We start from the raw sequence: 21,295 nt of genomic DNA, 5'->3' as shown, positions 1-21,295 counted from the left end.
GAATCCGGGTCTGAGAGAATTGGCCACGTGATCTCCCGAATCGATCTGCGCGGCGACGCCCTCCCCGAGGGTCCCGCCCTGCGCGCCCTGCTGCCCCGTGCCGACTTCGACGTCGCGGCCGCCCTGGAGAAGGTGCGGCCCATCTGCGAGGACGTGCATCATCGTGGCGACGCGGCGCTGATCGAGTACGCGGAAAAGTTCGACGGGGTACAGCTGACGCAGGTCCGCGTCCCCGCCGCCGCCATCGCCGAAGCCCTGGCCGGCCTCGACCCGGTCGTCCGCGAGGCGCTCGAGGAGTCGATCAGGCGCGCCCGCATCGTCCACGCCGAGCAGCGCCGCGCCCCGCACACCACACAGGTCGTGCCCGGCGGCACGGTCACCGAGAAGTGGGTGCCGGTCGAGCGCGTCGGGCTCTACGCACCCGGCGGACGGTCGGTCTACCCCTCCTCCGTGATCATGAACGCGGTCCCGGCACAGGAGGCGGGCGTCGAGTCGATGGCGCTTGCGTCCCCGCCGCAGAAGGACTTCGGCGGTCTTCCGCACCCGACGATCCTCGCCGCCTGCGCCCTCCTGGGCATCGACGAGGTGTACGCGGTGGGCGGCGCCCAGGCCGTCGCGATGTTCGCGTACGGCACCGAGACCTGCGCGCCCGCGAACATGGTCACGGGCCCCGGCAACATCTGGGTCGCGGCGGCCAAGCGCTACTTCACGGGCCGCATCGGTATCGACACCGAAGCGGGCCCGACCGAGATCGCCGTCCTCGCCGACGACACGGCCGACGCCGTGCACGTCGCGTCCGACCTGATCAGCCAGGCCGAGCACGACCCGCTCGCCGCCGCCGTGCTCGTCACCGACTCCCTGGCCCTGGCCGACGCCGTGGTCAAGGAGCTCGAACCGCAGGTCGCGGCGACCAAGCACGTCGAGGACCGGATCGCCCCCGCCCTCGCGGGCAGGCAGTCCGCGATCGTCCTGGTCGACGGCCTCGAGGAGGGCCTGCGCGTCGTCGACGCGTACGGCGCCGAGCACCTGGAGATCCAGACCGCGGACGCCGCGGCCGTCGCGGACCGGGTGAAGAACGCGGGTGCGATCTTCGTCGGCCCCTGGGCGCCCGTCTCCCTCGGCGACTACTGCGCGGGCTCCAACCACGTCCTGCCGACGGGCGGCTGCGCCTGCCACTCCTCGGGGCTCAGCGTCCAGTCGTTCCTGCGCGGCATCCACATCGTCGACTACTCCCGCGACGCGCTCGCCGACGTCGCCCACCACGTGGTGACGCTGGCGGAGGCCGAAGACCTCCCCGCGCACGGCGCGGCGGTCAAGGCCCGCTTCGGGTGGAAGGTGCCGGAGACCAAGTGACCAACATCGACGATCTTCCGGTACGCGACGAACTGCGCGGCAAGTCCCCTTACGGCGCGCCCCAGCTCGACGTACCCGTACGCCTGAACACGAACGAGAACCCGTACCCGCTCCCCGACGCACTCGTCGAACGCATCGCCGAGCGCGTCCGCGTGGCGGCCCGCGACCTCAACCGCTACCCCGACCGGGACGCGGTCGAGCTGCGCACCGAGCTCGCCCGCTACCTCACGCGCACCGGCGGCCACGAGGTCGCCCTCGCCAACGTCTGGGCGGCCAACGGCTCGAACGAAGTCATCCAGCAGCTCCTGCAGACCTTCGGCGGGCCCGGACGCACCGCCATCGGTTTCGAGCCCTCGTACTCGATGCACGGCCTCATCGCGCGCGGCACCGGCACGGGCTGGATCTCCGGACCCCGCGGCGAGGGCTTCACCATCGACGCCGACGCCGCCGCGCAGGCCATCACCGACAACCGGCCCGACGTCGTCTTCATCACCACGCCCAACAACCCCACGGGCAACGCCGTCCCGGCCGACACCGTCCTCGCGCTCTACGAAGCCGCGCAGGCCGCGCGGCCCTCGATGGTCGTGGTCGACGAGGCGTACGTGGAGTTCAGCCACGGCGACTCGCTGCTCCCGCTGCTCGCGGGACGGCCGAATCTCGTCATCTCCCGCACCATGTCGAAGGCCTTCGGAGCGGCCGGGCTGCGCCTGGGCTATCTCGCCGCCGACCCGGCGGTCGTCGACGCCGTGCAGCTCGTACGCCTGCCGTACCACCTCTCGGCCGTCACGCAGGCGACCGCGCTCGCCGCCCTGGAGCACACCGACACGCTCCTGAAGTACGTCGAGCAGCTCAAGCAGGAGCGCGACCGCCTGGTGAGCGAGCTGCGTGCGATCGGCTATGAGGTGACCGACTCCGACGCCAACTTCGTCCAGTTCGGGCGATTCGAAGATGCCCACGCGGTGTGGCAGCGGATCCTCGACCGGGGCGTCCTGGTCCGGGACAACGGAGTGCCGGGCTGGCTGCGGGTCAGCGCGGGAACCCCCGAAGAGAACGACGCGTTCCTCGATGCGGTACGCGAACTGAAGAAGGAGCAGCAGGCATGAGCCGCGTTGGACGGGTCGAACGCACCACCAAGGAGACGTCGGTCCTCGTCGAGATCGATCTCGACGGCACCGGCAAGGTCGAGGTGTCGACGGGCGTCGGCTTCTACGACCACATGCTCGACCAGCTCGGCCGCCACGGCCTCTTCGACCTCACGGTCAAGACCGAGGGCGACCTGCACATCGACACCCACCACACCATCGAGGACACCGCCCTCGCGCTCGGCGCCGCCTTCAAGCAGGCGCTCGGCGACAAGGTCGGCATCTACCGCTTCGGCAACTGCACGGTCCCGCTGGACGAGTCGCTCGCCCAGGTGACCGTCGACCTCAGCGGCCGCCCCTACCTCGTGCACACCGAGCCCGAGACCATGGCGCCGATGATCGGCACGTACGACACGACGATGACCCGGCACATCCTGGAGTCCTTCGTCGCGCAGGCCCAGATCGCCCTGCACGTCCACGTGCCCTACGGCCGCAACGCCCACCACATCGTGGAGTGCCAGTTCAAGGCCCTGGCCCGCGCCCTGCGTTACGCCTCCGAGCGTGACCCGCGCGCCGCCGGGATCCTTCCCTCCACGAAGGGCGCGCTGTAAAGCCATGACCGGTCTCAACACGATTCTGATCGTCGTCGGTCTCTTCCTGATCGGCGGCATCATCTCCTTCGTCAAGCAGGGGATGCCCAAGAGCCTGATCGCGCTGCTCTCCATCGGCGCGGCCATGTGCCTCGTCGCGGGCATCCTGCGGCTCGACTACTGGAACTGAGGGGAGCTGATCCACGTATGACCGCTCCCAAGAAGGTCGTCGTCTTCGACTACGGCTTCGGGAACGTCCGTTCCGCCGAGCGCGCCCTCGCGCGCGCGGGCGCGGAGGTCGAGATCACCCGTGACTACGACAAGGCCATGGCCGCCGACGGCCTCCTCGTCCCCGGCGTCGGCGCCTTCGCCGCCTGCATGCAGGGGCTCAAGGAGGCGCGCGGCGACTGGATCGTGGGCCGCAGGCTCGCGGGCGGCCGTCCCGTGATGGGCATCTGCGTCGGCATGCAGATCCTCTTCGCGCGCGGCATCGAGCACGACGTGGAGGCCGAGGGCCTCGACGAGTGGCCCGGCACCGTCGAGCCGCTGAAGGCCGACATCGTCCCGCACATGGGCTGGAACACGGTCGACGCACCCGAGGGCTCCCAGCTGTTCGCGGGCCTGGACGCCGAAGCCCGCTACTACTTCGTGCACTCGTACGCCGTGCACCACTGGGACTTCGAGGTCGGCAACCCCGCCTTCCGGGCGCCCAAGGTCGCCTGGACCACGCACGGCGAGCCCTTCGTGGCCGCCGTCGAGAACGGCGCGCTGTGGGCCACGCAGTTCCACCCCGAGAAGTCCGGCGACGCCGGCGCCCAGCTCCTCTCCAACTGGATCGGAACCCTCTAGGAATGTCAGGGACCTCTGTGAGCAAGCTCGAACTCCTTCCCGCCGTCGACGTCCGCGACGGCCAGGCCGTACGCCTCGTCCATGGCGAGTCCGGCTCTGAGACCTCCTACGGCTCCCCGCTGGAGGCCGCCCTCTCCTGGCAGCGGTCGGGCGCCGAGTGGCTGCACCTGGTCGACCTGGACGCCGCGTTCGGCACCGGCGACAACCGCGCGCTGATCCGCGAGGTCACCGAGGCCATGGACATCAAGGTGGAGCTGTCCGGCGGCATCCGCGACGACGACACGCTCGCCGCGGCCCTGGCCACCGGCTGCACCCGGGTGAACCTCGGCACCGCGGCCCTGGAGACCCCGGAGTGGGTCGCCAAGATCATCGCCGAGCACGGCGACAAGATCGCGGTCGGTCTCGACGTGCGCGGCACGACCCTGCGCGGCCGCGGCTGGACCCGCGACGGCGGCGACCTCTACGAGACCCTGGCGCGCCTCGACACCGAGGGCTGCGCCCGCTACGTCGTCACCGACATCGCCAAGGACGGCACGCTGCAGGGCCCGAACCTGGAGCTCCTGCGCAACGTCTGCGCGGCCACGGACCGCCCGGTCGTCGCCTCCGGCGGCGTCTCCTCGCTCGACGACCTGCGCGCCATCGCCGAGCTCGTCCCGCAGGGCGTCGAGGGCTCGATCGTCGGCAAGGCGCTGTACGCGAAGGCCTTCACGCTCGAAGAGGCCCTGGCCGCGGTGGCCTCGTCATGAGCGACGTCGTGCGCAGGGTGAGCTCCGGCGGACCCTGGGAAGAGGCCATCGGCTACTCCCGTGCCGTCGAGCTGCCCAACGGCCTCGTCCTGGTGTCGGGCTGCACGTCGGTGGTGAACGGCGTCATAGACGCCGGCACTCCCTACGACCAGGCGGCCAACGCCTTCCGCGTGGCCGTCGAGGCCCTGAAGGAGCTGGGCCTTGGCCGGGAACACGTCGTGCGCACCCGCATGTACCTGACGCACGCGCGGGACGTGGAGGAGGTCGGCCGGGCCCACAAGGAGCTCTTCGACGACGTCCGCCCCGCCGCGTCGATGCTCATCGTCTCCGGCTTCGTCGACCCGAGTCTGGTCGTCGAGGTCGAGGTGGAGGCGTACCGCGCGGACCGCGAAGACCAGGCAGCCGGGGGAGCTGAGTCGTCATGACCTTGGCCGTACGAGTCATTCCCTGCCTGGACGTGGACAACGGCCGCGTCGTCAAGGGCGTCAACTTCCAGAACCTGCGCGACGCGGGCGACCCCGTCGAGATGGCCAAGGTGTACGACGCCGAGGGCGCCGACGAGCTCACCTTCCTGGACATCACCGCGTCCTCCGGCAACCGCGAGACCACGTACGACGTGGTCCGGCGCACCGCCGAGCAGGTCTTCATCCCGCTCACGGTGGGCGGCGGCGTCCGCACCGCCGAGGACGTCGACAAGCTCCTGCGGGCCGGCGCGGACAAGGTGGGCGTGAACACGGCCGCCATCGCGCGCCCCGAGCTGATCCGCGAGATCGCGGAGCGGTTCGGGCGTCAGGTGCTCGTGCTCTCGGTCGACGCCCGGCGCACCCCGTCCGGGGGCTTCGAGGTCACGACCCACGGCGGCCGCAAGTCCGCCGGGATCGACGCCGTCGAATGGGCGCACCGGGCCGCCGAGCTGGGCGCGGGGGAGATCCTGCTCAACTCGATGGACGCGGACGGCACGAAGGACGGCTACGACATCGAGATGATCGCGGCGGTACGCCGGCACGTCACCGTCCCGGTCATCGCGTCCGGCGGCGCGGGCCGCCTTGACCACTTCCCGCCCGCGATCGAGGCGGGCGCGGACGCGGTGCTCGCCGCGTCGGTCTTCCACTTCGGGGATCTGCGGATCGGCGAGGTCAAGGACACGTTGCGGGGGGCGGGGCGCCCCGTGCGCTGAGTTCTTTGTGTATGAGCCCTGGCCACCCGGGTGGCCAGGGCTCTTTGCTGCCGAGATGCGAAAGAATACTTGCGCAATTTGTATTGCGCAAATTTTCTTTCCTATCTACGGTGACGGCATGAACGACAAGCAGCCCAAGCAGCCCGAGCAACCAAAGCAGGGCAGCGAGCCCCGCCGCATCACGGACCTCGGCACGCTCAAGGCGCTGGGGCACCCGCTGCGCCTGAGGGTCTACGGCACGCTGCGCGTCTCGGGCCCTTCCACGGCCTCGCAGCTCGCCTCACAGGTCGACGAGGCGGTCTCGCTCGTCAGTTACCACCTGCGCAAGCTCGCGGAGCACGGCCTCATCGAGCAGGCCGAGGTGCAGAGCGAGGACGCGCGGGAGCGGTGGTGGCAGGCGGCGCAGGACACCCTGAGCTTCCGGCACGAGGACTTCAGGGACACGCCGGAGGGGGCGGCCACGCACGCGGCCGTCGTGCGCAGCCTGATCTCGTACCGCCAGGAGCAGTACGAGGCCTACCTCGACCAGCAGGAGGCCTGGGGCTCCGAGTGGCGCCTGGCCGCCGACCAGTCGGACTTCCTCGCCCGCCTCAACCCCGCCGAGCTCACGCGGCTCAACCGCGAGATCCACGCCCTGATCAGGACGTACGAGGAACAGGGCAAGGCCGCTGAGGCGGCGGGCGACACCGAAGGGCGCGAGAACGTCGCCGTCCACCTGGCCAGCTTCCCCTTCCGGCTCTGAGAGGGCTGCCCCACATGACCACCACCGGCATACGTACGGCTCCCGCCCCTGCCTCCGCCCAGGAGAAGCCCGCGCACCGGGACGGCAATGTGCTGCGCTGGCTGGGCGCGTACACGGCCTCGATGGTCGGCGACAGCATCTACTTCGTGGCGCTCTCCTGGGCGGCCACCCGCAGCGGCAGCCCCGCGCAGGCCGGGCTCGTCCTGGCCGTCGGCTCGCTGCCGCGCGCCGCGCTCATGCTCGGCGGAGGCGTCATCGCCGACCGCTTCGGACCCCGCAGGGTGGTCATCGGGAGCGACGCGGTGCGCTGCGCGGTGATCCTCGCCGTCGCCGTGCTGCTCCTGGTGACCGCTCCCGGGATCTGGCTCCTGGTCCTGGTCGCCCTGGTCTTCGGCGCCGTCGACGCACTGTTCCTGCCGAGCGTCGGCGCCCTGCCCGCGCGCATCACCGCGCCCGGGCAGCTCGGCCGGGTGCAGGGCATGCGGGGTTTCGCGCAGCGGGTGGCCACGGTCGCCGCCGCACCGCTGGGCGGTCTCGCGGTGGCGGTGGGCGGGCCCGCGGCCGGGTTCGGAGCGGCAGGCGTGCTTTTCGCGGGCTCACTGGTGCTGCTGATGGCGGTACGCGTCCAGAAGCTCGCCCCGGACGAGGACGCGGGGACGGGCGACAGCGCCTGGCGTCAGCTCGTGGACGGCCTCAAGTACATCCGCGGGCACCGGGTGCTCGCGCCGCTGCTCCTGGTGGCCGGGGTGATGGAGCTGGGCTTCTCCGGGCCCGCCAACATCGGCGTCGTGCTCCTCGCCGACCAGCGGGGCTGGGGCGCCGCCGGTATGGCGTGGATCGTGGGGGGCTTCGGCGTGGGCGCCGGGATCGCGGCGCTGCTGCTCGCGGTGCGGGGGCGTATCGCGCGGGCCGGATCCGTCCAGTCCTGGGGAGTGGTGGCGGGCTCCGTCGCCCTGGGTGCGATCGCCTTCGCCCCCTCGGTCCCCCTCGCGGCGGTGGCCGGGCTCTGCGTCGGCCTGTGCACCGGGCTCGGCGGCGCGCTGATCGCGGCCCTGCTGCAGACGGTCACCGAGCCCGCCTACCTGGGCCGCGTCACCTCGGTGGCCACGCTCTTCACGGTGGGCATCGCCCCCGTCTCGTACCCCGTCGTCGGCGCGGCGATCGGAGCCTGGGGAGCCGGGCCGGTCTTCGCCGTGAGCGCGGCGGTGAGCGCGGCGGGCGGGGTGCTCGGTCTCTGCTCCCGCGCCCTGCGCCGCGCCGAACTGCCCGGCTGAGACGGCTGCCGCTACCCCGCGGACGCGTCCTGCATCAGCTGCACCAGATTCCCCACCGAGTCGTCGAGCACCGCGGTGATCACAGGACCCTGCTCCTCGGGCCCTTGGGTGAACCGCACCCCGAGGCCCGTCAGCCGCTCGTGCTCGGCCCGTACATCGTCGACCCCGAAGACGATGCACGGGATCCCCGCCTCGTGCAGTGCCTTGCGATAGGGCTCCGCGATGGGGCCCTCGCCCGGTTCGAGGAGCAGTTCCACGTCGCCCTGACCGCCCGCGGCCCCCACGGTGACGAAGACCTGGCCGGCCACCATGTCCACGTGGTGCCGGGTCTCGAAGCCGAGTACGTCCGTGTAGAAGGCGTGGGCTCTGGCCACGTCGTCCACGTACACCCCGGTCATGGCGATCTTGATCATCAGAGACCTCGGAGCCCTCAGAGTCCCAGTTGCTTCGTCTCGTGCAGCCGGGAGATCGCGTCCTTGTCGCCGTCCAGCTCGACGTCCGCCGCCTCCTGCCGCCCGTACACGTACAGGAGCAGCTCGGACGGCTCGCCGGTCACCGTCACCACGGGAGTGCCGCGGTGCGCCACTGCCGTCTGGCCGTCGGGGCGCCGCAGGACCATGCCCACCGGTGCCTTGCGGCCCACCAGGCGGGCCATCCGCTCCAGGCGGGACCACAGGGCGTCGGCGAAGACCGGGTCGAGCTCGCGCGGCGTCCAGTCGGGCCGGGCGCGGCGTACGTCCTCGGTGTGGATGTAGAACTCGACGGCGTTCGACGCCTCGTCGATCTGCTTGAGGGAGAAGGGCGAGAAGCGCGGCGGTCCCGTCCTGATCAGCTGGATGAGTTCCTCGTACGGCTTCGCGGCGAACTCGGCCTGCACACGCTCCAGGCGCGAGGCGAGCTGCTTGATCAGCAGTCCGCCCGCGGCGTCCGCGCGGCGCTCGCGGACCACTACATGGGCCGCGAGGTCACGGGTGTTCCAGCCCTCGCAGAGGGTGGGGGCATCAGGGCCCTCCGCCTCCAACAGATCGGCGAGGAGAAGTCGTTCACGCTTGGCATGGGTCGACATACCGTCCAGCCTACGACTCGGCAACGGGACCGCCCAGTGGACACGGCCCTGCCGGACCCCTTGGGCGCGGCACAATGGCCCCATGACCGTCACGCCTCCGCCCAGCAGCCTCGACCCCGAGATCGCCGCCCGCCTCAAGCGCGGCGCCGACGGACTCTTCCCCGCCGTCGCCCAGCAGTACGACACCGGCGAGGTCCTCATGCTGGGCTGGATGGACGACGAGGCGCTGCACCGCACCCTCACCACCGGCCGCTGCACGTACTGGTCGCGCAGCCGCCAGGAGTACTGGGTCAAGGGCGACACGTCGGGCCACTTCCAGTACGTGAAGTCCGTGGCCCTCGACTGCGACGCGGACACCGTCCTGGTCCAGGTCGACCAGATCGGTGCCGCATGTCACACCGGCACGCGCACGTGCTTCGACGCCGACCAGCTCCCGGTCACCTTCACCGGCACCGAAGCGTGATCGTCTCGCCGTCCCGCAGCACGATGCGGGACGGATCGCCCGCCCTGGCCTGTGCGCCGACATCGGCGCGGCACTTCTCGCGTACGCCGCTCACGCCCCACTCGGTCATGAACTGACCCAGGGTGAAGTCCCGCCACTCCTCCGACTCCACGTGCAGGGTGCCGGTGGTGTCGTGCGTGTGCAGCGGGCTGTAGCGGGGCTTGGGGCCCGATCGGTCGATGCCGATGTCGGCGGGGACCGTGACGGGACGGCCGCCGGAGTAGACCTTCAAGGTGGTGTGGATGTGCATGTCCATCGCCTCGGAGTCGAGCATCTCAAGGCCCGCGGCCTTGACCCGCTCGGGTACGTCCTTGGGGGCGGGCCACACGACGGGCTCCGGGGCGACGGCCCCGAACGCGGTCGAGGCGAGAAGGAGGGCAAGGGCAGGCAGCGTACGGCGGTTGGTCATCGTCCAGTTGTATCGGCAGACGTTCCGCCGGTCGGGCCGCGACACCGTCCGCCACCCGCACGGCCGTAAGCTCCTCCCATGGATCTCGAGACCTTCCGCAAGCTCGCGAGCGACCGCCGAGTGATCCCCGTCAGCCGCAAGCTCCTCGCGGACGGCGACACTCCCGTCGGCCTCTACCGCAAGCTCGCCGCAGAGCGGCCCGGCACGTTCCTCCTGGAGTCCGCGGAGAACGGCCGCTCGTGGTCTCGCTACTCCTTCGTCGGCGTCCGCAGCGCCGCCACCCTCACCACCCGGGACGGCGAGGCGCACTGGCTCGGCACCCCGCCCGTCGGTGTACCGGTCTCCGGCGACCCGCTCGACGCCCTGCGCGCCACCGTCCAGGCCCTGCACACCCCGCACGACCTGGCGTCCGGGATGCCGCCCTTCACGGGAGGCATGGTCGGGTACCTCGGCTACGACATCGTGCGGCGCCTGGAGAAGATCGGCCCCGGCGAGCGGGACGACCTCAAGCTGCCCGAGCTGACCATGCTCCTCACCAGCGATCTCGCCGTCCTCGACCACTGGGACGGATCGGTACTCCTGATCGCCAACGCGATCAACCACAACGACCTGGAGACGGGCGTCGACGAGGCGTACGCCGACGCGATCGCCCGGCTCGACGCCATGGAGGCAGACCTGTCGCGGGCCGTCTCCCAGCCCCCGGCCGCGCTGCCGCCGTCCGAGCTGCCTCAGTACACGCAGCTGTGGGGCGGCGAGCAGTACCAAGAGGTCGTGGAGGACATCAAGGAGCGCATCCGCGCGGGCGAGGCCTTTCAGGTCGTCCCCTCGCAGCGCTTCGAGACCCCCTGCGACGCGAGCGCGCTCGACGTCTACCGCGTGCTGCGGGCCACCAACCCGTCGCCGTACATGTACCTCTTCCGCTTCGACGGATTCGACGTCGTCGGCTCGTCGCCCGAGGCCCTCGTCAAGGTCGAGGACGGGCGCGCCATGGTGCACCCCATCGCCGGCACCCGGCCGCGCGGCGCGACCCCGCAGGAGGACCAGGCGCTCGCCGACGAGCTGCTCGCCGACCCCAAGGAGCGGGCCGAGCACCTGATGCTGGTCGACCTGGGCCGCAACGACCTGGGGCGCGTCTGCGAGCCGGGATCGGTCGAGGTCGTCGACTTCATGTCCGTCGAGCGGTACTCGCACGTCATGCACATCGTCTCGACGGTCACCGGACAGGTCGCCGAGGGACGCACCGCCTTCGACGTGCTCACCGCCTGTTTCCCCGCGGGCACCCTCTCCGGTGCCCCCAAGCCCCGCGCGATGCAGATCATCGACGAGGTCGAACCCTCCCGGCGCGGCCTGTACGGCGGCTGTGTCGGATATCTCGACTTCGCGGGCGACTCCGACACCGCCATCGCCATCCGCACCGCCCTGCTGCGCGAGGGCACGGCGTATGTGCAGGCCGGCGCGGGGGTCGTCGCCGACTCCGACCCCGTGGCCGAGGACACCGAGTGCCGCAACAAGGCGGCGGCGGTCCTGCGGGCCGTGCACACGGCGAACCGGCTGCGGCGCCCCGACGGCCGTGAGGGATAGTGGAGGGGTGACTTCTGCCGTACCTCCGCCCCGCACCCAGGCTGCTGATCCCGATGGTGCCGCCGAGGCCGCCGCCGAGCCCGAGACCCGGGCCCAGCGCAGCGGCCGGCGCAGCATCGCCGTGGCCCTGCTGTCCGGCGCAGTCGGCGCGGCCCTCGCGCTGCTCGCGTCCCGCCAGACATGGGCCAACGGCACCGCTTCGGTGGCGGGCGGCGAACTCCCGCTGAGCGCCACGGGCAGCGACGTCACGGGCGTGCCCGCGGCCCTGGCGATAGTGGGCCTCGCCGCGCTCGTCGCCGTCTTCGCCGTCCGCAAGGCCGGACGCATGCTCGTCTCGCTGCTGCTCGCGCTGAGCGGCGCGGGCACCGTGGCCGCCGCCCTCCTCGCCGCGAACGACAGCGGCGCACTCGACGAGAAGGCCGCCGAGGCCTCCGGCAACACCGCCGCCACCATCGGTGATCTCAGCCACACCGCCTGGCCGTACGCAGCCGCCGCCGCGGGCGCGCTGATCCTGATCGCCGGGCTGCTCGCCCTGACGTACGGCAAGTCCTGGCCCGCGATGTCGGGACGCTACGAACGCGACGGAGCCCCGCGTCCGCGCAAGGCGCCGCCCAAGGTGGACCCGGACCGGCCCGAGGACCTGTGGAAGGCGCTCGACCGCGGCGAGGACCCCACGCGCGAGGCATGACCCCGGGCTCGGGCACGCGCGCGCGTACGGGACAATGGAGCGGTGAGCGTTCGGCTCACCCCATGCAGCACCACCTCATGCATCACCACCACGCATACAGCAACGAGGAGCAAGCCATGTCGGGCAGCAGCCACGGACACACCCCGGCCGCCTGGACCGGTGTCATCATCGCCTTCATCGGTTTCTGCGTTTCGGGTGCCTTCATGGTGATGGCCAACCCGCTGGGCTTCTGGGCCGGCATGGTCATCATCGCCGCCGGCGGCGTCGTGGGCATGGTCATGCGTGCCGCGGGTCTCGGCCAGGCCAAGCGCTCGCCGCAGCCGAAGGGGCAGCTCGCCCACTCCGAGGTCTGAGTCCCCGGCCTTCGTACTCGATCGTCGTACGCGGGAGGCGGTCCCGGCAGGCGCCGGGGCGGCCTCTTTTCGCGTTTCCCTGCGGGCGGCGACCGACGGCGAAAGGCACAATGCATCGCGTGGACGCTGAACCCGAGAGCGCGGCACCGGCCGTCGGCCCCGCCCTGCGGCGGCTGGCCGTGCCCGTCGGCGTGCTCGGCTCGGTGATCGCCGCCTTCGCCTACGTCGGCACGGTCGACCCGAACGAGCCGGGCCACTACCCCGCCTGCCCGCTGCTCCAGCTCACCGGCGTGTTCTGCCCCGGCTGCGGCGGACTGCGCAGCGCCCACGCCTTCATCCACGGCGACCTCACCACGGCCCTTGGCGCCAACGCGCTCGCCGTCGCCGGGTACGGCGTCTTCGCGGTCGTGTGGACCCTCTGGGCGGTCCGTGCGGCGCGCGGGCGACGGTTGCGGATCGAGTTGGGGCCCCTGCCGCTGTACGGGATCGGGGTGCTCATCGCCGTGTTCACCCTTGTGCGCAATCTGCCGTTCGGGGCATGGCTGCATCCTTGATGTGCGGTGAAACCGCAGGCCGCAGCCCTGGAGCGTGTCCAGGACGTGGGACTGGCGTCAACCGGATGCGGGGCCTTCGCCCTCCTGCGGATACCATCGCAGTGACCATCGGAAATGCCTGATGAGGCAGCCGAACAAGCTTGAGGTTCAAACAGCAGCTTCACCGTCAGGGAAGGGGGCCGCTCGCGTGAGTGTGCTCGACGAGATCATCGACGGAGTCCGTGCCGACCTCGCGGAACGGCAGGCGCGCGTCAGCCTCGACGAGCTCAAGGAGCGCGCGGCGAAGGCTCCTGCGGCCAAGGACGGGGTCGCCGCCCTGCGCGGCGACGGCGTCAAGGTCATCTGTGAGGTCAAGCGCTCCAGCCCGTCCAAGGGCGCGCTCGCCGCGATCGCCGACCCGGCGGGCCTCGCCGCGGACTACGAGGCCGGCGGCGCCGCCGTCATCTCCGTGCTCACCGAGGAGCGCCGCTTCGGCGGTTCGCTCGCCGACCTGGAGGCCGTCCGGGCCAAGGTCGACATCCCGGTGCTCCGCAAGGACTTCATCGTCACCTCGTACCAGCTGTGGGAGGCCAGGGCGTACGGCGCCGACCTCGCGCTGCTCATCGTGGCCGCCCTGGAGCAGCCCGCCCTGGAGTCGCTCATCGAGCGCGCCCATTCGATCGGCCTCACGCCGATCGTCGAGGTGCACGACGAGGACGAGGCCGAGCGGGCCGTGGACGCGGGGGCGCGGGTCATCGGCGTCAACAACCGCGACCTCAAGACCCTCAAGGTCGACCGCTCCACCTTCGAGCGGGTCGCCCCCGAGCTGCCGGACAGCGTCGTCAAGATCGCCGAGTCCGGTGTGCGCGGGCCGCACGACCTCATCGCGTTCGCCAACGCGGGCGCCGACGCGGTCCTGGTGGGCGAGTCCCTGGTGACCGGCCGCGACCCGAAGGGCGCGGTCTCCGACCTGGTCGCCGCGGGCGCACACCCCGCTCTCCGGCACGGGCGGAGCTGACCCCTCCCGATGACCGCCTTCGCCCGCCTCGCACCCGGCTGCCGCCCTCGCGGCTGCCGGGCGCCTGCGCGGCGCGTGCGGGGCCGCCGGGTGCGGTACGTCATCGGCGATGAACCGGGTCAGGTGAACGGGATGCGATGGCCGAGCGCCCCGTCAGGGGCGCGAGGAACTGCGCGACCAGCCACGGCGTCGCGCCGGCCGGACGAATCGTCTGCCCTTCACGGCGCGTAGCCGTCCTCACCCCGGTGGGGCTTGCTCGCGCAGTTCCCCGCGCCCCTGGCGGGGTCGATCGCATCGCAGATCACCCATTCACGCCACGTGAGGTAGAGCCATGCCCAGCGAGTACTTCCACCCCGACCCGGAGGGTCAAGTCCCCAGCGCCGAAGGCTACTTCGGCGCGTTCGGCGGCAAATTCATCCCGGAGGCCCTCGTCGCCGCCGTGGACGAGGTCGCCGTCGAGTACGACAAGGCCAAGAACGACCCCGAGTTCGCCCGCGAGCTCGACGACCTCCTGGTCAACTACACCGGCCGCCCCAGCAGCCTCACCGAGGTGCCCCGGTTCGCCGAGCACGCAGGCGGAGCCCGGGTCTTCCTCAAGCGCGAGGACCTGAACCACACCGGCTCGCACAAGATCAACAACGTGCTCGGCCAGGCCCTGCTCACCAAGCGCATGGGCAAGACCCGCGTCATCGCGGAGACCGGCGCGGGCCAGCACGGCGTCGCCACCGCGACAGCCTGCGCGCTCTTCGGCCTCGAATGCACCATCTACATGGGCGAGATCGACACCGAGCGCCAGGCCCTGAACGTGGCCCGCATGCGCATGCTCGGCGCCGAGGTCATCGCCGTGAAGTCCGGCAGCAGGACCCTGAAGGACGCCATCAACGAGGCGTTCCGCGACTGGGTCGCCAACGTGGACCGCACGCACTACCTCTTCGGGACCGTTGCGGGCCCGCACCCCTTCCCCGCCATGGTGCGCGACTTCCACCGCGTCATCGGCGTGGAGGCCCGCCGCCAGATCATCGAGCGCGCGGGACGTCTGCCCGACGCCGCCGTCGCGTGTGTGGGCGGCGGCTCGAACGCCATCGGCCTCTTCCACGCCTTCATCCCGGACGCCGGGGTCCGGCTCGTCGGGTGCGAGCCCGCGGGCCACGGCGTCGAGACCGGCGAGCACGCGGCGACGCTGACCGCCGGAGAGCCCGGCATCCTGCACGGCTCGCGGTCCTACGTCCTCCAGGACGAGGAAGGGCAGATCACCGAGCCCTACTCGATCTCGGCCGGACTCGACTACCCGGGCATCGGCCCCGAGCACGCCTTCCTCAAGGACAGCGGCCGCGGCGAGTACCGCGCCGTCACCGACGACGCGGCGATGCAGGCATTGCGCCTCCTGTCGCGCACCGAGGGCATCATCCCGGCCATCGAGAGCGCCCACGCGCTCGCCGGGGCGCTTGAAGTCGGCAAGGAGCTCGGCAAGGACGGGCTGATCATCATCAACCTGTCCGGGCGCGGCGACAAGGACATGGACACGGCCGCACGCTACTTCGGCCTGTACGACACGGACGCCGCCGTCGCGGCGGACGCGGCCGGCAACGCCGCGGAGATCGAGGGGGACGCCAAGTGAGCGGCAACATCCGACTGCTGGACGAGACCCTCGCGGCGGCCAAGTCCGAGGGGCGCTCCGCCCTCATCGCCTACCTCCCGGCCGGGTTCCCGACCGTTGACGGCGGCATCGCGGCCATCAAGGCCGTCTTCGACGGCGGAGCCGACGTCGTGGAGGTCGGTCTCCCGCACAGCGACCCCGTCCTCGACGGTCCCGTCATCCAGACCGCCGACGACATCGCGCTCAAGGCGGGCCTGAAGATCGCCGACGTGATGCGCACGGTGCGCGAGGCGTACGAGGCGACGGGCAAGCCGGTGCTCGTGATGACGTACTGGAATCCGATCGACCGCTACGGCGTCGAGCGCTTCACCGCCGAGCTCGCCGAGGCGGGCGGCGCCGGGTGCATCCTGCCCGACCTGCCCGTCCAGGAGTCGGGCCTGTGGAGGGAGCACGCGGAGAAGCACGGCCTCGCCACGGTCTTCGTCGTCGCCCCGAGCAGCAAGGACGAGCGGCTCGCCACCATCACGGCGGCCGGCTCGGGCTTCGTGTACGCGGCGTCGCTGATGGGCGTCACGGGCACCCGCGAGTCCGTCGGGGAGCAGGCGCAGGAACTGGTGCGGCGCACCAAGGCCACCACCGACCTGCCGGTCTGTGTCGGCCTCGGCGTCTCCAACGCCCGGCAGGCCGCCGAAGTCGCGGGCTTCGCCGACGGCGTGATCGTCGGCTCCGCCTTCGTCCAGCGGATGCTGGACGCCGAGGACGAGGCGGCGGGTCTCGCCGCCGTCCGCGCGCTCGCCGCCGATCTCGCTCAGGGAGTTCGCGGCACCGCGTAACTCGTACGGGTGGACCTGGGACCGGGGAGGCACGCTCGTGCCTCCCCGGTTCGTTGGCCGGGTGTGAGCGAGAAGAACCGTGAGGGAAAGCGCGCCGCCCGCGACCGGCTGGCGGAAGATCGAGAGCGGCAGAAGTCGCGGGACAAGCAGCGCAGGGTGTTGATCGTGAGTGCCGCCGTCGTGGGCGTGCTCGCGCTCGCCGCCGTGGCCGGTCTGGTGGCCGCCAACTCCGGCGACGACAAGGAGACTTCGGGCCCCTTGTCGGCCCCCAAGGGGGCGAAGGGCGAGGACCAACTCTCCATCCCCGTCGGCAAGGACACCGCCAAGTCCACCCTCACCATCTGGGAGGACTTCCGCTGCCCCGCCTGCAAGCAGTTCGAGGACACCTATCGCACGACGATCCACGAACTCGCCGACAAGGGCCAGCTCAAGGTCGAGTATCACCTGGCGACGATCATCGACGGGAACATGGGCGGCAGCGGCTCCCTGCGCGCGGCCAACGCCGCGGCCTGCGCCCAGGACGCCGGGAAGTTCACCCCGTATCACGACGTGCTGTTCAAGAACCAGCCTCCGGAGCCGGACGACGCGTTCAGCAAGAACGACAAGCTGATCGACCTCGCCGGCCAGGTGGACGGGCTCGTCACGGACTCCTTCAAGAAGTGCGTGAACGACGGACAGCACGACAGCTGGGCCACCAAGTCGAACCAGGCCTTCCAGAAGGCGGGCCTCCAGGGCACGCCGAGCGTGCTGCTCGACGGCAAGAACATCTTCGCCGACCCGAAGAAGCCGCTGACCCCGGCGCAGCTGAAGGCCAAGGTGGAGGCGGCGAACAAGGGCTAGCCGACACCTTGGAGCGGGCCCCTCCGGGGGCTCCTGTTATGGAGACGTAGCCGGGCTGGTTGCCTCGGGCACCGCCCGGCACGGTAGCGTCGGACCTGCCATGGACCTTGCCTTCATTCCCAGCCCCTCGCGCGGAGTGGTCGAACTCGGCCCCATTCCGCTGCGCGGCTACGCGTTCTGCATCATCATCGGCGTCTTCGTCGCCGTCTGGCTCGGCAACAAGCGGTGGATCGCTCGCGGGGGCCGCCCAGGCACCGTGGCCGACATCTCCGTCTGGGCCGTGCCGTTCGGCCTCGTCGGCGGGCGTCTCTACCACGTGATCACGGACTACCAGCTGTACTTCAGCGAGGGCCGTGACTGGGTGGACGCCTTCAAGATCTGGGAGGGCGGCCTCGGTATCTGGGGCGCGATCGCGTTCGGCGCGGTCGGCGCCTGGATCGGCTGTCGCAGGCGTGGCATCCCGCTGCCCGCCTGGGCCGACGCCCTCGCCCCCGGCATCGCCTTCGCCCAGGCGATCGGCCGCTGGGGCAACTGGTTCAACCAGGAGCTGTACGGCAAGGCCACGGATCTGCCGTGGGCGCTGAAGATCACGTCGGCGGAGGACGGCCGGGTCCCCGGCACGTACCACCCGACGTTCCTCTACGAATCCCTCTGGTGCATCGGCGTCGGCTTCCTGGTCATCTGGGCCGACCGCCGCTTCAAGCTGGGACACGGCCGGGCGTTCGCGCTGTACGTCGCGTCGTACTGCGCGGGCCGCGGCTGGATCGAGTACATGCGGGTCGACGACGCGCACCACGTCCTCGGTCTGCGCCTCAACGTCTGGACCGCCATCGCGGTGTTCGTGCTCGCCGTCGTGTACTTCGTGCTCTCGGCGAGGACCCGCCCCGGCCGCGAGGAGATCGTCGAGCCGGTGCCGGCCGGCGAGGAGTCCCCGGACTCTCCTGACGACGAGGGCGCCACACCGGTCAAGTCCGCCGACGAGGCGGAGGACGACGGTGCCGAAGGGTCCAAGGACGCGGAGAAGGACAAGGTCGAGGACAAGGCCAAGGACAAGGACGGAGCCGAGTCCGCCAAGAAGGGCTGACGCTTCGTACGACGAAGGGGCCGCCGGATCACCGATCCGGCGGCCCCTTCGCTATGGGCGCCGCCGCGCGAGGTCCAGTACCCGCTGAGCTCCCTCCACCACGGCCTTGTCCACGAACGTGCCGTCCGGCAGGGCCAGGGCGCCCTCGTCCGTCGTGGACGCCTTGACGATCTGCTCGGCGTGGTCGATCTCCTCCGGGGTGGGGAGATAGGCGCGTTCGATGGCGGGGAGCTGGCGGGGGTGGATCGCGGCGCGGCCCAGGAAGCCCAGGGAACGGCCGTGCGCGCAGGACGCCGTCAGGCCCGCGATGTCACGGATGTCGGGGTACACCGACTGCGCGGGCGGTGCCAGACCGGCGGCCCTGGCGGCCACCACCACGCGGGCGCGAGGCCAGTCGAGGCCCGCGTCGTCACGTACTCCCAGGTCCGCGCGGAGATCCGCCTCGCCGAGGGAAAGGCCGTGCAGGGCCGGGTGGGCGGTGGCGATGGCGAAGGCGTGCTCCAGGCCGAGCGCCGATTCGATGAGGGCGTGCAGGGCGGGGGCGCCGCCGTCCGCGGGGGCCGCCCGCTCCGCGACGCGGACGACGTCGGCGGGACGGGCCACCTTGGGCAGGCGCAGGCCACAGACTCCGGGCAGGTGCGCGATCGCACGGAGGTCGGCATCGGCGAGGGGCCCGTCCAGGGCGTTCACGCGGACGTGGACCGGGACGGCGGGGGCGCTGGAGAGCAGCTCGGCCGTGGCCGCTCGCGCGTACTCCTTGCGGTCGGGGCCGACCGCGTCCTCCAGGTCCACGATGACGGCGTCGGCGCCCGCGAGCAGGGCCTTCGCCACCACGGCAGGACGGTCGCCCGGCGCGTACAGCCAGGTCAGAGGCGTGTCCCTCACAGTGCGCCCTCCTTGCGCAGCCCGGCGATCTCGGCGTCCGTCAGGCCCAGTTCGGTCAGGACCTCCTGCGTGTCCGCTCCGTGGGGGCGGCCCGCCCAGCCGATCGAGCCGGGTGTCTCGGAGAGGCGGAAGAGGACGTTCTGCATGCGCAGCGGGCCCAGTTCCGGGTCGTCGACCGTGGTGACGGTGTCCAGGGCCGTGTACTGGGGATCGGTCATCACGTCACGTACGTCCTGGATGGGAGCGACCGCCGCCTCCGCCTTCTCGAAGGCCTCGATCACCTCCGTGCGGGTGTGCCGGGCGATCCAGCCGCCGACCGCCCCGTCAAGGACGTCCGCGTGGGCCGCGCGGTCCGCGCCCGAAGCGAACCAGGGCTCGGCGATCAGTTCGGGGCGGCCCACCAGGCGGATCACGCGCTCCGCGATCGACTGGGCCGACGTGGAGACGGCGACCCAACTGCCGTCCGCGGTGCGGTAGGTGTTGCGGGGCGCATTGTTGGTGGAGCGGTTGCCGGTGCGGGGCTGCACATGGCCCAGCTGGTCGTACCAGAGCGGCTGCGGGCCCAGGACCGTGAGGATCGGCTCGATGATCGCCATGTCCACCACCTGGCCCTTGCCCGTACGGTCGCGGGCCGCGAGCGCCGTCATCACCGCGTACGCCGTCGCGAGCCCCGCGATCGAGTCGGCGAGCCCGAAGGGCGGCAGGGTCGGCGGCCCGTCCGGTTCGCCGGTGATCGCGGCGAAGCCGCTCATCGCCTCCGCGAGCGTGCCGAAGCCGGGGCGGCGGGAGTACGGGCCGAACTGGCCGAAGCCCGTGACACGGGTCAGGACCAGGCGCGGGTTGGCCGCGCTCAGCTCCTCCCAGCCGAGGTCCCACTTCTCCAGGGTTCCGGGGCGGAAGTTCTCGACGACGACGTCCGCCGTCGCGGCGAGGCGGAGGAGGGTCTCGCGACCGCCCGGCGAGGAGAGATCGAGGGTCATCGTGCGCTTGTTGCGGCCCAGGAGCTTCCACCAGAGGCCGACGCCGTCCTTCGACGGGCCGTGCCCCCGTGACGGGTCGGGCCTGCGCGGGTGCTCGACCTTGATGACCTCCGCGCCGAAGTCGCCGAGCATCGTGGCGGCCAGCGGGCCCGCGAAGAGCGTCGCCAGGTCGAGTACGCGCAGACCGCTGAGGGGAGCCGTCGTCATGAGGTGCCCCCGTTCGCCCGGGTGTCGATCTCGGCGCGGAACGGCATGGACGACGATGCTCCTGTCCGCTGTACGGAGAGCGCCGCCGCCGACGCCGCCCAGGCGAGCGCGTCCGGCACGGAACGGCCTTCCGCGAGCGCCACCGCCAGGGTTCCGACGAGCGTGTCGCCCGCACCGGTCGTGTCCACGGCGGTGACATGCGGGGCCGCCACCAGGACGGGCTCCGCGTCCCGGGTCGCGTACAGGCTGCCGCGCGCGCCGAGCGTGACGACGACTTCGGGGACCCGGGAGAGGAGGGAGCGGGCGGCATCGTGCGGGTCGGTCAGGCCGGTGAGGGCGGCGGCCTCGTGCTCGTTCGGCACCAACAGGTCGATGGCGTCGAGGAGTTCGGGGGGCAGTGGTTGCGCGGGAGCCGGGGTGAGGATGGTGCGCACACCGTGCCGGCGGGCGGCCTGCGCGGCGGCGAGCACACCCTCCACGGGGATCTCCAGCTGGAGCAGGAGGGTGTCGGCGGAGGCGATCAGGCCCTCGTCGCCGGGAGCGAGCGCGGTGAGCGTCGCGTTGGCGCCGGGGATGACGACGATCGCGTTGCCGCCCTCGTCGTCTACGACGATGTGCGCGGTGCCGGTGGCCTCGGTGTCGACGGTGCGCAGCAGGTCGGTGTCGACGCCCGAGTGGTCGAGTGCGCTGCGGAGCTGGGTGCCGAAGGCGTCGGTGCCGACCGCGCCGATCATCGACACGGCGTCGGCGCCCGCGCGGGCCGCGGCGACGGCCTGGTTGGCGCCCTTGCCGCCGGGGAGCGTACGGAACTCGCGCCCGGTGACGGTCTCTCCGCGCTGCGGTGCCTTGCTGACGTACGCGACGAGGTCCATGTTCGTGCTGCCGAGCACGGCGATGTGGGTCATG

The 21,295-nt window shown here is 71.6% G+C and carries 27 protein-coding genes; 21 read left to right on the top strand and 6 right to left on the bottom strand.

Annotated elements, in window-relative coordinates; all coding sequences use genetic code 11:
- Window positions 1–27: 27 nt before the first annotated feature.
- From hisD to ACWFR3_RS29070, 10 genes are all read left to right on the top strand, one after another.
- Window positions 28–1,353 carry a histidinol dehydrogenase gene (gene hisD, locus ACWFR3_RS29115; protein ID WP_453737618.1) on the top strand — a complete coding sequence of 442 codons (1,326 nt, stop codon included), beginning with the start codon at window positions 28–30 and terminating at the stop codon, window positions 1,351–1,353.
- Window positions 1,350–2,456, top strand: a complete 1,107-nt coding sequence (locus ACWFR3_RS29110; RefSeq protein WP_453737617.1) for a histidinol-phosphate transaminase — start codon at window positions 1,350–1,352, stop codon at window positions 2,454–2,456. Before hisD ends, ACWFR3_RS29110 begins: the two co-directional genes overlap by 4 nt.
- The gene (gene hisB / locus ACWFR3_RS29105; RefSeq protein ID WP_135330188.1) at window positions 2,453–3,046 is read left to right on the top strand and encodes an imidazoleglycerol-phosphate dehydratase HisB; all 594 of its coding nucleotides are present in this window, start codon (window positions 2,453–2,455) and stop codon (window positions 3,044–3,046) included. Before ACWFR3_RS29110 ends, hisB begins: the two co-directional genes overlap by 4 nt.
- A 4-nt stretch (window positions 3,047–3,050) precedes the next feature.
- Window positions 3,051–3,215, top strand: a complete 165-nt coding sequence (locus ACWFR3_RS29100) for a hypothetical protein (protein WP_361188742.1) — start codon at window positions 3,051–3,053, stop codon at window positions 3,213–3,215.
- A 17-nt stretch (window positions 3,216–3,232) separates the two neighbouring features.
- On the top strand, window positions 3,233–3,874 hold the full coding sequence (gene hisH / locus ACWFR3_RS29095) for an imidazole glycerol phosphate synthase subunit HisH (RefSeq protein WP_453737616.1): 642 nt from the start codon (window positions 3,233–3,235) through the stop codon (window positions 3,872–3,874).
- Between the two features lie 17 nt (window positions 3,875–3,891).
- A complete protein-coding gene (gene priA, locus ACWFR3_RS29090; RefSeq protein WP_453737640.1) occupies window positions 3,892–4,620 on the top strand; it encodes a bifunctional 1-(5-phosphoribosyl)-5-((5-phosphoribosylamino)methylideneamino)imidazole-4-carboxamide isomerase/phosphoribosylanthranilate isomerase PriA in 729 nt (242 codons plus the stop codon).
- A complete protein-coding gene (locus ACWFR3_RS29085; protein WP_453737615.1) occupies window positions 4,617–5,045 on the top strand; it encodes a RidA family protein in 429 nt (142 codons plus the stop codon). Before priA ends, ACWFR3_RS29085 begins: the two co-directional genes overlap by 4 nt.
- Window positions 5,042–5,797: an imidazole glycerol phosphate synthase subunit HisF gene (hisF, locus tag ACWFR3_RS29080; RefSeq protein ID WP_453737614.1), complete on the top strand. Its 756-nt coding sequence runs from the start codon at window positions 5,042–5,044 to the stop codon at window positions 5,795–5,797. The genes ACWFR3_RS29085 and hisF overlap by 4 nt, the downstream gene beginning before the upstream one ends.
- A gap of 118 nt (window positions 5,798–5,915) precedes the next feature.
- Window positions 5,916–6,539: an ArsR/SmtB family transcription factor gene (locus ACWFR3_RS29075; RefSeq protein ID WP_453737613.1), complete on the top strand. Its 624-nt coding sequence runs from the start codon at window positions 5,916–5,918 to the stop codon at window positions 6,537–6,539.
- 14 nt (window positions 6,540–6,553) lie between these two features.
- Entirely contained in the window at window positions 6,554–7,813 is a 1,260-nt protein-coding gene (locus tag ACWFR3_RS29070) for an MFS transporter (protein WP_453737612.1), read from the top strand.
- Between the two features lie 11 nt (window positions 7,814–7,824).
- Here the strand turns inward: ACWFR3_RS29070 and ACWFR3_RS29065 are convergent, their stop codons facing one another.
- Together ACWFR3_RS29065 and ACWFR3_RS29060 are read right to left on the bottom strand one after the other, a co-directional pair.
- Window positions 7,825–8,226, bottom strand: coding sequence for a VOC family protein (locus tag ACWFR3_RS29065; protein WP_453737611.1), 402 nt, complete (start codon window positions 8,224–8,226; stop codon window positions 7,825–7,827).
- A 17-nt stretch (window positions 8,227–8,243) separates the two neighbouring features.
- Complete coding sequence (locus ACWFR3_RS29060; protein ID WP_453737610.1) at window positions 8,244–8,879, bottom strand: TIGR03085 family metal-binding protein; 636 nt, start codon at window positions 8,877–8,879, stop codon at window positions 8,244–8,246.
- Window positions 8,880–8,961: 82 nt separating this feature from the next.
- On the opposite strand from ACWFR3_RS29060, the gene hisI reads away from it, so the two are divergent.
- Window positions 8,962–9,342, top strand: a complete 381-nt coding sequence (gene hisI / locus ACWFR3_RS29055; protein ID WP_453737609.1) for a phosphoribosyl-AMP cyclohydrolase — start codon at window positions 8,962–8,964, stop codon at window positions 9,340–9,342.
- Here the strand turns inward: hisI and ACWFR3_RS29050 are convergent.
- Window positions 9,323–9,790, bottom strand: a complete 468-nt coding sequence (locus tag ACWFR3_RS29050) for a hypothetical protein (protein WP_453737608.1) — start codon at window positions 9,788–9,790, stop codon at window positions 9,323–9,325. The two genes, hisI and ACWFR3_RS29050, sit on opposite strands and share 20 nt — an antisense overlap.
- Before the next feature lie 78 nt (window positions 9,791–9,868).
- On the opposite strand from ACWFR3_RS29050, the gene ACWFR3_RS29045 reads away from it, so the two are divergent.
- The 10 genes from ACWFR3_RS29045 to lgt all read left to right on the top strand — a co-directional run bounded on the left by ACWFR3_RS29045 (window position 9,869) and on the right by lgt (window position 18,317).
- Entirely contained in the window at window positions 9,869–11,371 is a 1,503-nt protein-coding gene (locus ACWFR3_RS29045) for an anthranilate synthase component I (protein WP_453737607.1), read from the top strand.
- Window positions 11,372–11,378: 7 nt separating this feature from the next.
- Window positions 11,379–12,059, top strand: a complete 681-nt coding sequence (locus ACWFR3_RS29040) for a TIGR02234 family membrane protein (RefSeq protein ID WP_453737606.1) — start codon at window positions 11,379–11,381, stop codon at window positions 12,057–12,059.
- Window positions 12,060–12,175: 116 nt separating this feature from the next.
- Window positions 12,176–12,412: an HGxxPAAW family protein gene (locus ACWFR3_RS29035; protein ID WP_453737605.1), complete on the top strand. Its 237-nt coding sequence runs from the start codon at window positions 12,176–12,178 to the stop codon at window positions 12,410–12,412.
- 110 nt (window positions 12,413–12,522) lie between these two features.
- Window positions 12,523–12,966 (top strand): DUF2752 domain-containing protein, encoded by a 444-nt coding sequence (locus tag ACWFR3_RS29030; protein ID WP_453737604.1) that lies wholly within the window; start codon window positions 12,523–12,525, stop codon window positions 12,964–12,966.
- Window positions 12,967–13,153: 187 nt separating this feature from the next.
- Entirely contained in the window at window positions 13,154–13,963 is an 810-nt protein-coding gene (gene trpC / locus ACWFR3_RS29025) for an indole-3-glycerol phosphate synthase TrpC (RefSeq protein WP_249590480.1), read from the top strand.
- 9 nt (window positions 13,964–13,972) lie between these two features.
- Entirely contained in the window at window positions 13,973–14,194 is a 222-nt protein-coding gene (trpM, locus tag ACWFR3_RS29020) for a tryptophan biosynthesis modulator TrpM (RefSeq protein ID WP_383819517.1), read from the top strand.
- 100 nt (window positions 14,195–14,294) lie between these two features.
- A complete protein-coding gene (gene trpB, locus ACWFR3_RS29015; protein WP_453737603.1) occupies window positions 14,295–15,581 on the top strand; it encodes a tryptophan synthase subunit beta in 1,287 nt (428 codons plus the stop codon).
- On the top strand, window positions 15,578–16,393 hold the full coding sequence (gene trpA, locus ACWFR3_RS29010; protein ID WP_453737602.1) for a tryptophan synthase subunit alpha: 816 nt from the start codon (window positions 15,578–15,580) through the stop codon (window positions 16,391–16,393). Before trpB ends, trpA begins: the two co-directional genes overlap by 4 nt.
- 63 nt (window positions 16,394–16,456) lie before the next feature.
- Window positions 16,457–17,233 (top strand): DsbA family protein, encoded by a 777-nt coding sequence (locus ACWFR3_RS29005; RefSeq protein WP_453737601.1) that lies wholly within the window; start codon window positions 16,457–16,459, stop codon window positions 17,231–17,233.
- Between the two features lie 100 nt (window positions 17,234–17,333).
- Complete coding sequence (lgt, locus tag ACWFR3_RS29000) at window positions 17,334–18,317, top strand: prolipoprotein diacylglyceryl transferase (protein ID WP_453737600.1); 984 nt, start codon at window positions 17,334–17,336, stop codon at window positions 18,315–18,317.
- 51 nt (window positions 18,318–18,368) lie between these two features.
- Here lgt and ACWFR3_RS28995 read toward each other — a convergent pair whose 3' ends face one another.
- Genes ACWFR3_RS28995 through rbsK form a run of 3 tightly spaced genes read right to left on the bottom strand, consistent with a single transcriptional unit; the run spans window position 18,369 to window position 21,294 of the window.
- A complete protein-coding gene (locus ACWFR3_RS28995; protein ID WP_453737599.1) occupies window positions 18,369–19,202 on the bottom strand; it encodes an HpcH/HpaI aldolase/citrate lyase family protein in 834 nt (277 codons plus the stop codon).
- Window positions 19,199–20,389: a CaiB/BaiF CoA transferase family protein gene (locus tag ACWFR3_RS28990; RefSeq protein ID WP_453737598.1), complete on the bottom strand. Its 1,191-nt coding sequence runs from the start codon at window positions 20,387–20,389 to the stop codon at window positions 19,199–19,201. The genes ACWFR3_RS28995 and ACWFR3_RS28990 overlap by 4 nt, the downstream gene beginning before the upstream one ends.
- Window positions 20,386–21,294, bottom strand: coding sequence for a ribokinase (gene rbsK, locus ACWFR3_RS28985; RefSeq protein ID WP_453737597.1), 909 nt, complete (start codon window positions 21,292–21,294; stop codon window positions 20,386–20,388). The genes ACWFR3_RS28990 and rbsK overlap by 4 nt, the downstream gene beginning before the upstream one ends.
- Window position 21,295 lies beyond the last annotated feature (1 nt).

The organism is Streptomyces sp. NPDC055189 (assembly GCF_053606765.1).
Note: the sequence above shows the minus strand (reverse complement) of the source record. Positions and strands in the feature narration are given on the sequence as shown.

Excerpts from the sequence above, each read along its gene's own strand:
- hisB (WP_135330188.1), top strand. The coding sequence starts at position 2,453 with ATGAGCCGCGTTGGACGGGTCGAACGCACCACCAAGGAGACGTCGGTC.
- ACWFR3_RS29100 (WP_361188742.1), top strand. The coding sequence starts at position 3,051 with ATGACCGGTCTCAACACGATTCTGATCGTCGTCGGTCTCTTCCTGATC.
- hisH (WP_453737616.1), top strand. The coding sequence starts at position 3,233 with ATGACCGCTCCCAAGAAGGTCGTCGTCTTCGACTACGGCTTCGGGAAC.
- ACWFR3_RS29085 (WP_453737615.1), top strand. The coding sequence starts at position 4,617 with ATGAGCGACGTCGTGCGCAGGGTGAGCTCCGGCGGACCCTGGGAAGAG.
- hisF (WP_453737614.1), top strand. The coding sequence starts at position 5,042 with ATGACCTTGGCCGTACGAGTCATTCCCTGCCTGGACGTGGACAACGGC.
- ACWFR3_RS29075 (WP_453737613.1), top strand. The coding sequence starts at position 5,916 with ATGAACGACAAGCAGCCCAAGCAGCCCGAGCAACCAAAGCAGGGCAGC.
- ACWFR3_RS29070 (WP_453737612.1), top strand. The coding sequence starts at position 6,554 with ATGACCACCACCGGCATACGTACGGCTCCCGCCCCTGCCTCCGCCCAG.
- ACWFR3_RS29065 (WP_453737611.1), bottom strand. The coding sequence starts at position 8,226 with ATGATCAAGATCGCCATGACCGGGGTGTACGTGGACGACGTGGCCAGA.
- ACWFR3_RS29060 (WP_453737610.1), bottom strand. The coding sequence starts at position 8,879 with ATGTCGACCCATGCCAAGCGTGAACGACTTCTCCTCGCCGATCTGTTG.
- hisI (WP_453737609.1), top strand. The coding sequence starts at position 8,962 with ATGACCGTCACGCCTCCGCCCAGCAGCCTCGACCCCGAGATCGCCGCC.
- ACWFR3_RS29050 (WP_453737608.1), bottom strand. The coding sequence starts at position 9,790 with ATGACCAACCGCCGTACGCTGCCTGCCCTTGCCCTCCTTCTCGCCTCG.
- ACWFR3_RS29045 (WP_453737607.1), top strand. The coding sequence starts at position 9,869 with ATGGATCTCGAGACCTTCCGCAAGCTCGCGAGCGACCGCCGAGTGATC.
- ACWFR3_RS29035 (WP_453737605.1), top strand. The coding sequence starts at position 12,176 with ATGTCGGGCAGCAGCCACGGACACACCCCGGCCGCCTGGACCGGTGTC.
- ACWFR3_RS29030 (WP_453737604.1), top strand. The coding sequence starts at position 12,523 with ATGCATCGCGTGGACGCTGAACCCGAGAGCGCGGCACCGGCCGTCGGC.
- trpM (WP_383819517.1), top strand. The coding sequence starts at position 13,973 with ATGACCGCCTTCGCCCGCCTCGCACCCGGCTGCCGCCCTCGCGGCTGC.
- trpB (WP_453737603.1), top strand. The coding sequence starts at position 14,295 with ATGCCCAGCGAGTACTTCCACCCCGACCCGGAGGGTCAAGTCCCCAGC.
- lgt (WP_453737600.1), top strand. The coding sequence starts at position 17,334 with ATGGACCTTGCCTTCATTCCCAGCCCCTCGCGCGGAGTGGTCGAACTC.
- ACWFR3_RS28990 (WP_453737598.1), bottom strand. The coding sequence starts at position 20,389 with ATGACGACGGCTCCCCTCAGCGGTCTGCGCGTACTCGACCTGGCGACG.
- rbsK (WP_453737597.1), bottom strand. The coding sequence starts at position 21,294 with ATGACCCACATCGCCGTGCTCGGCAGCACGAACATGGACCTCGTCGCG.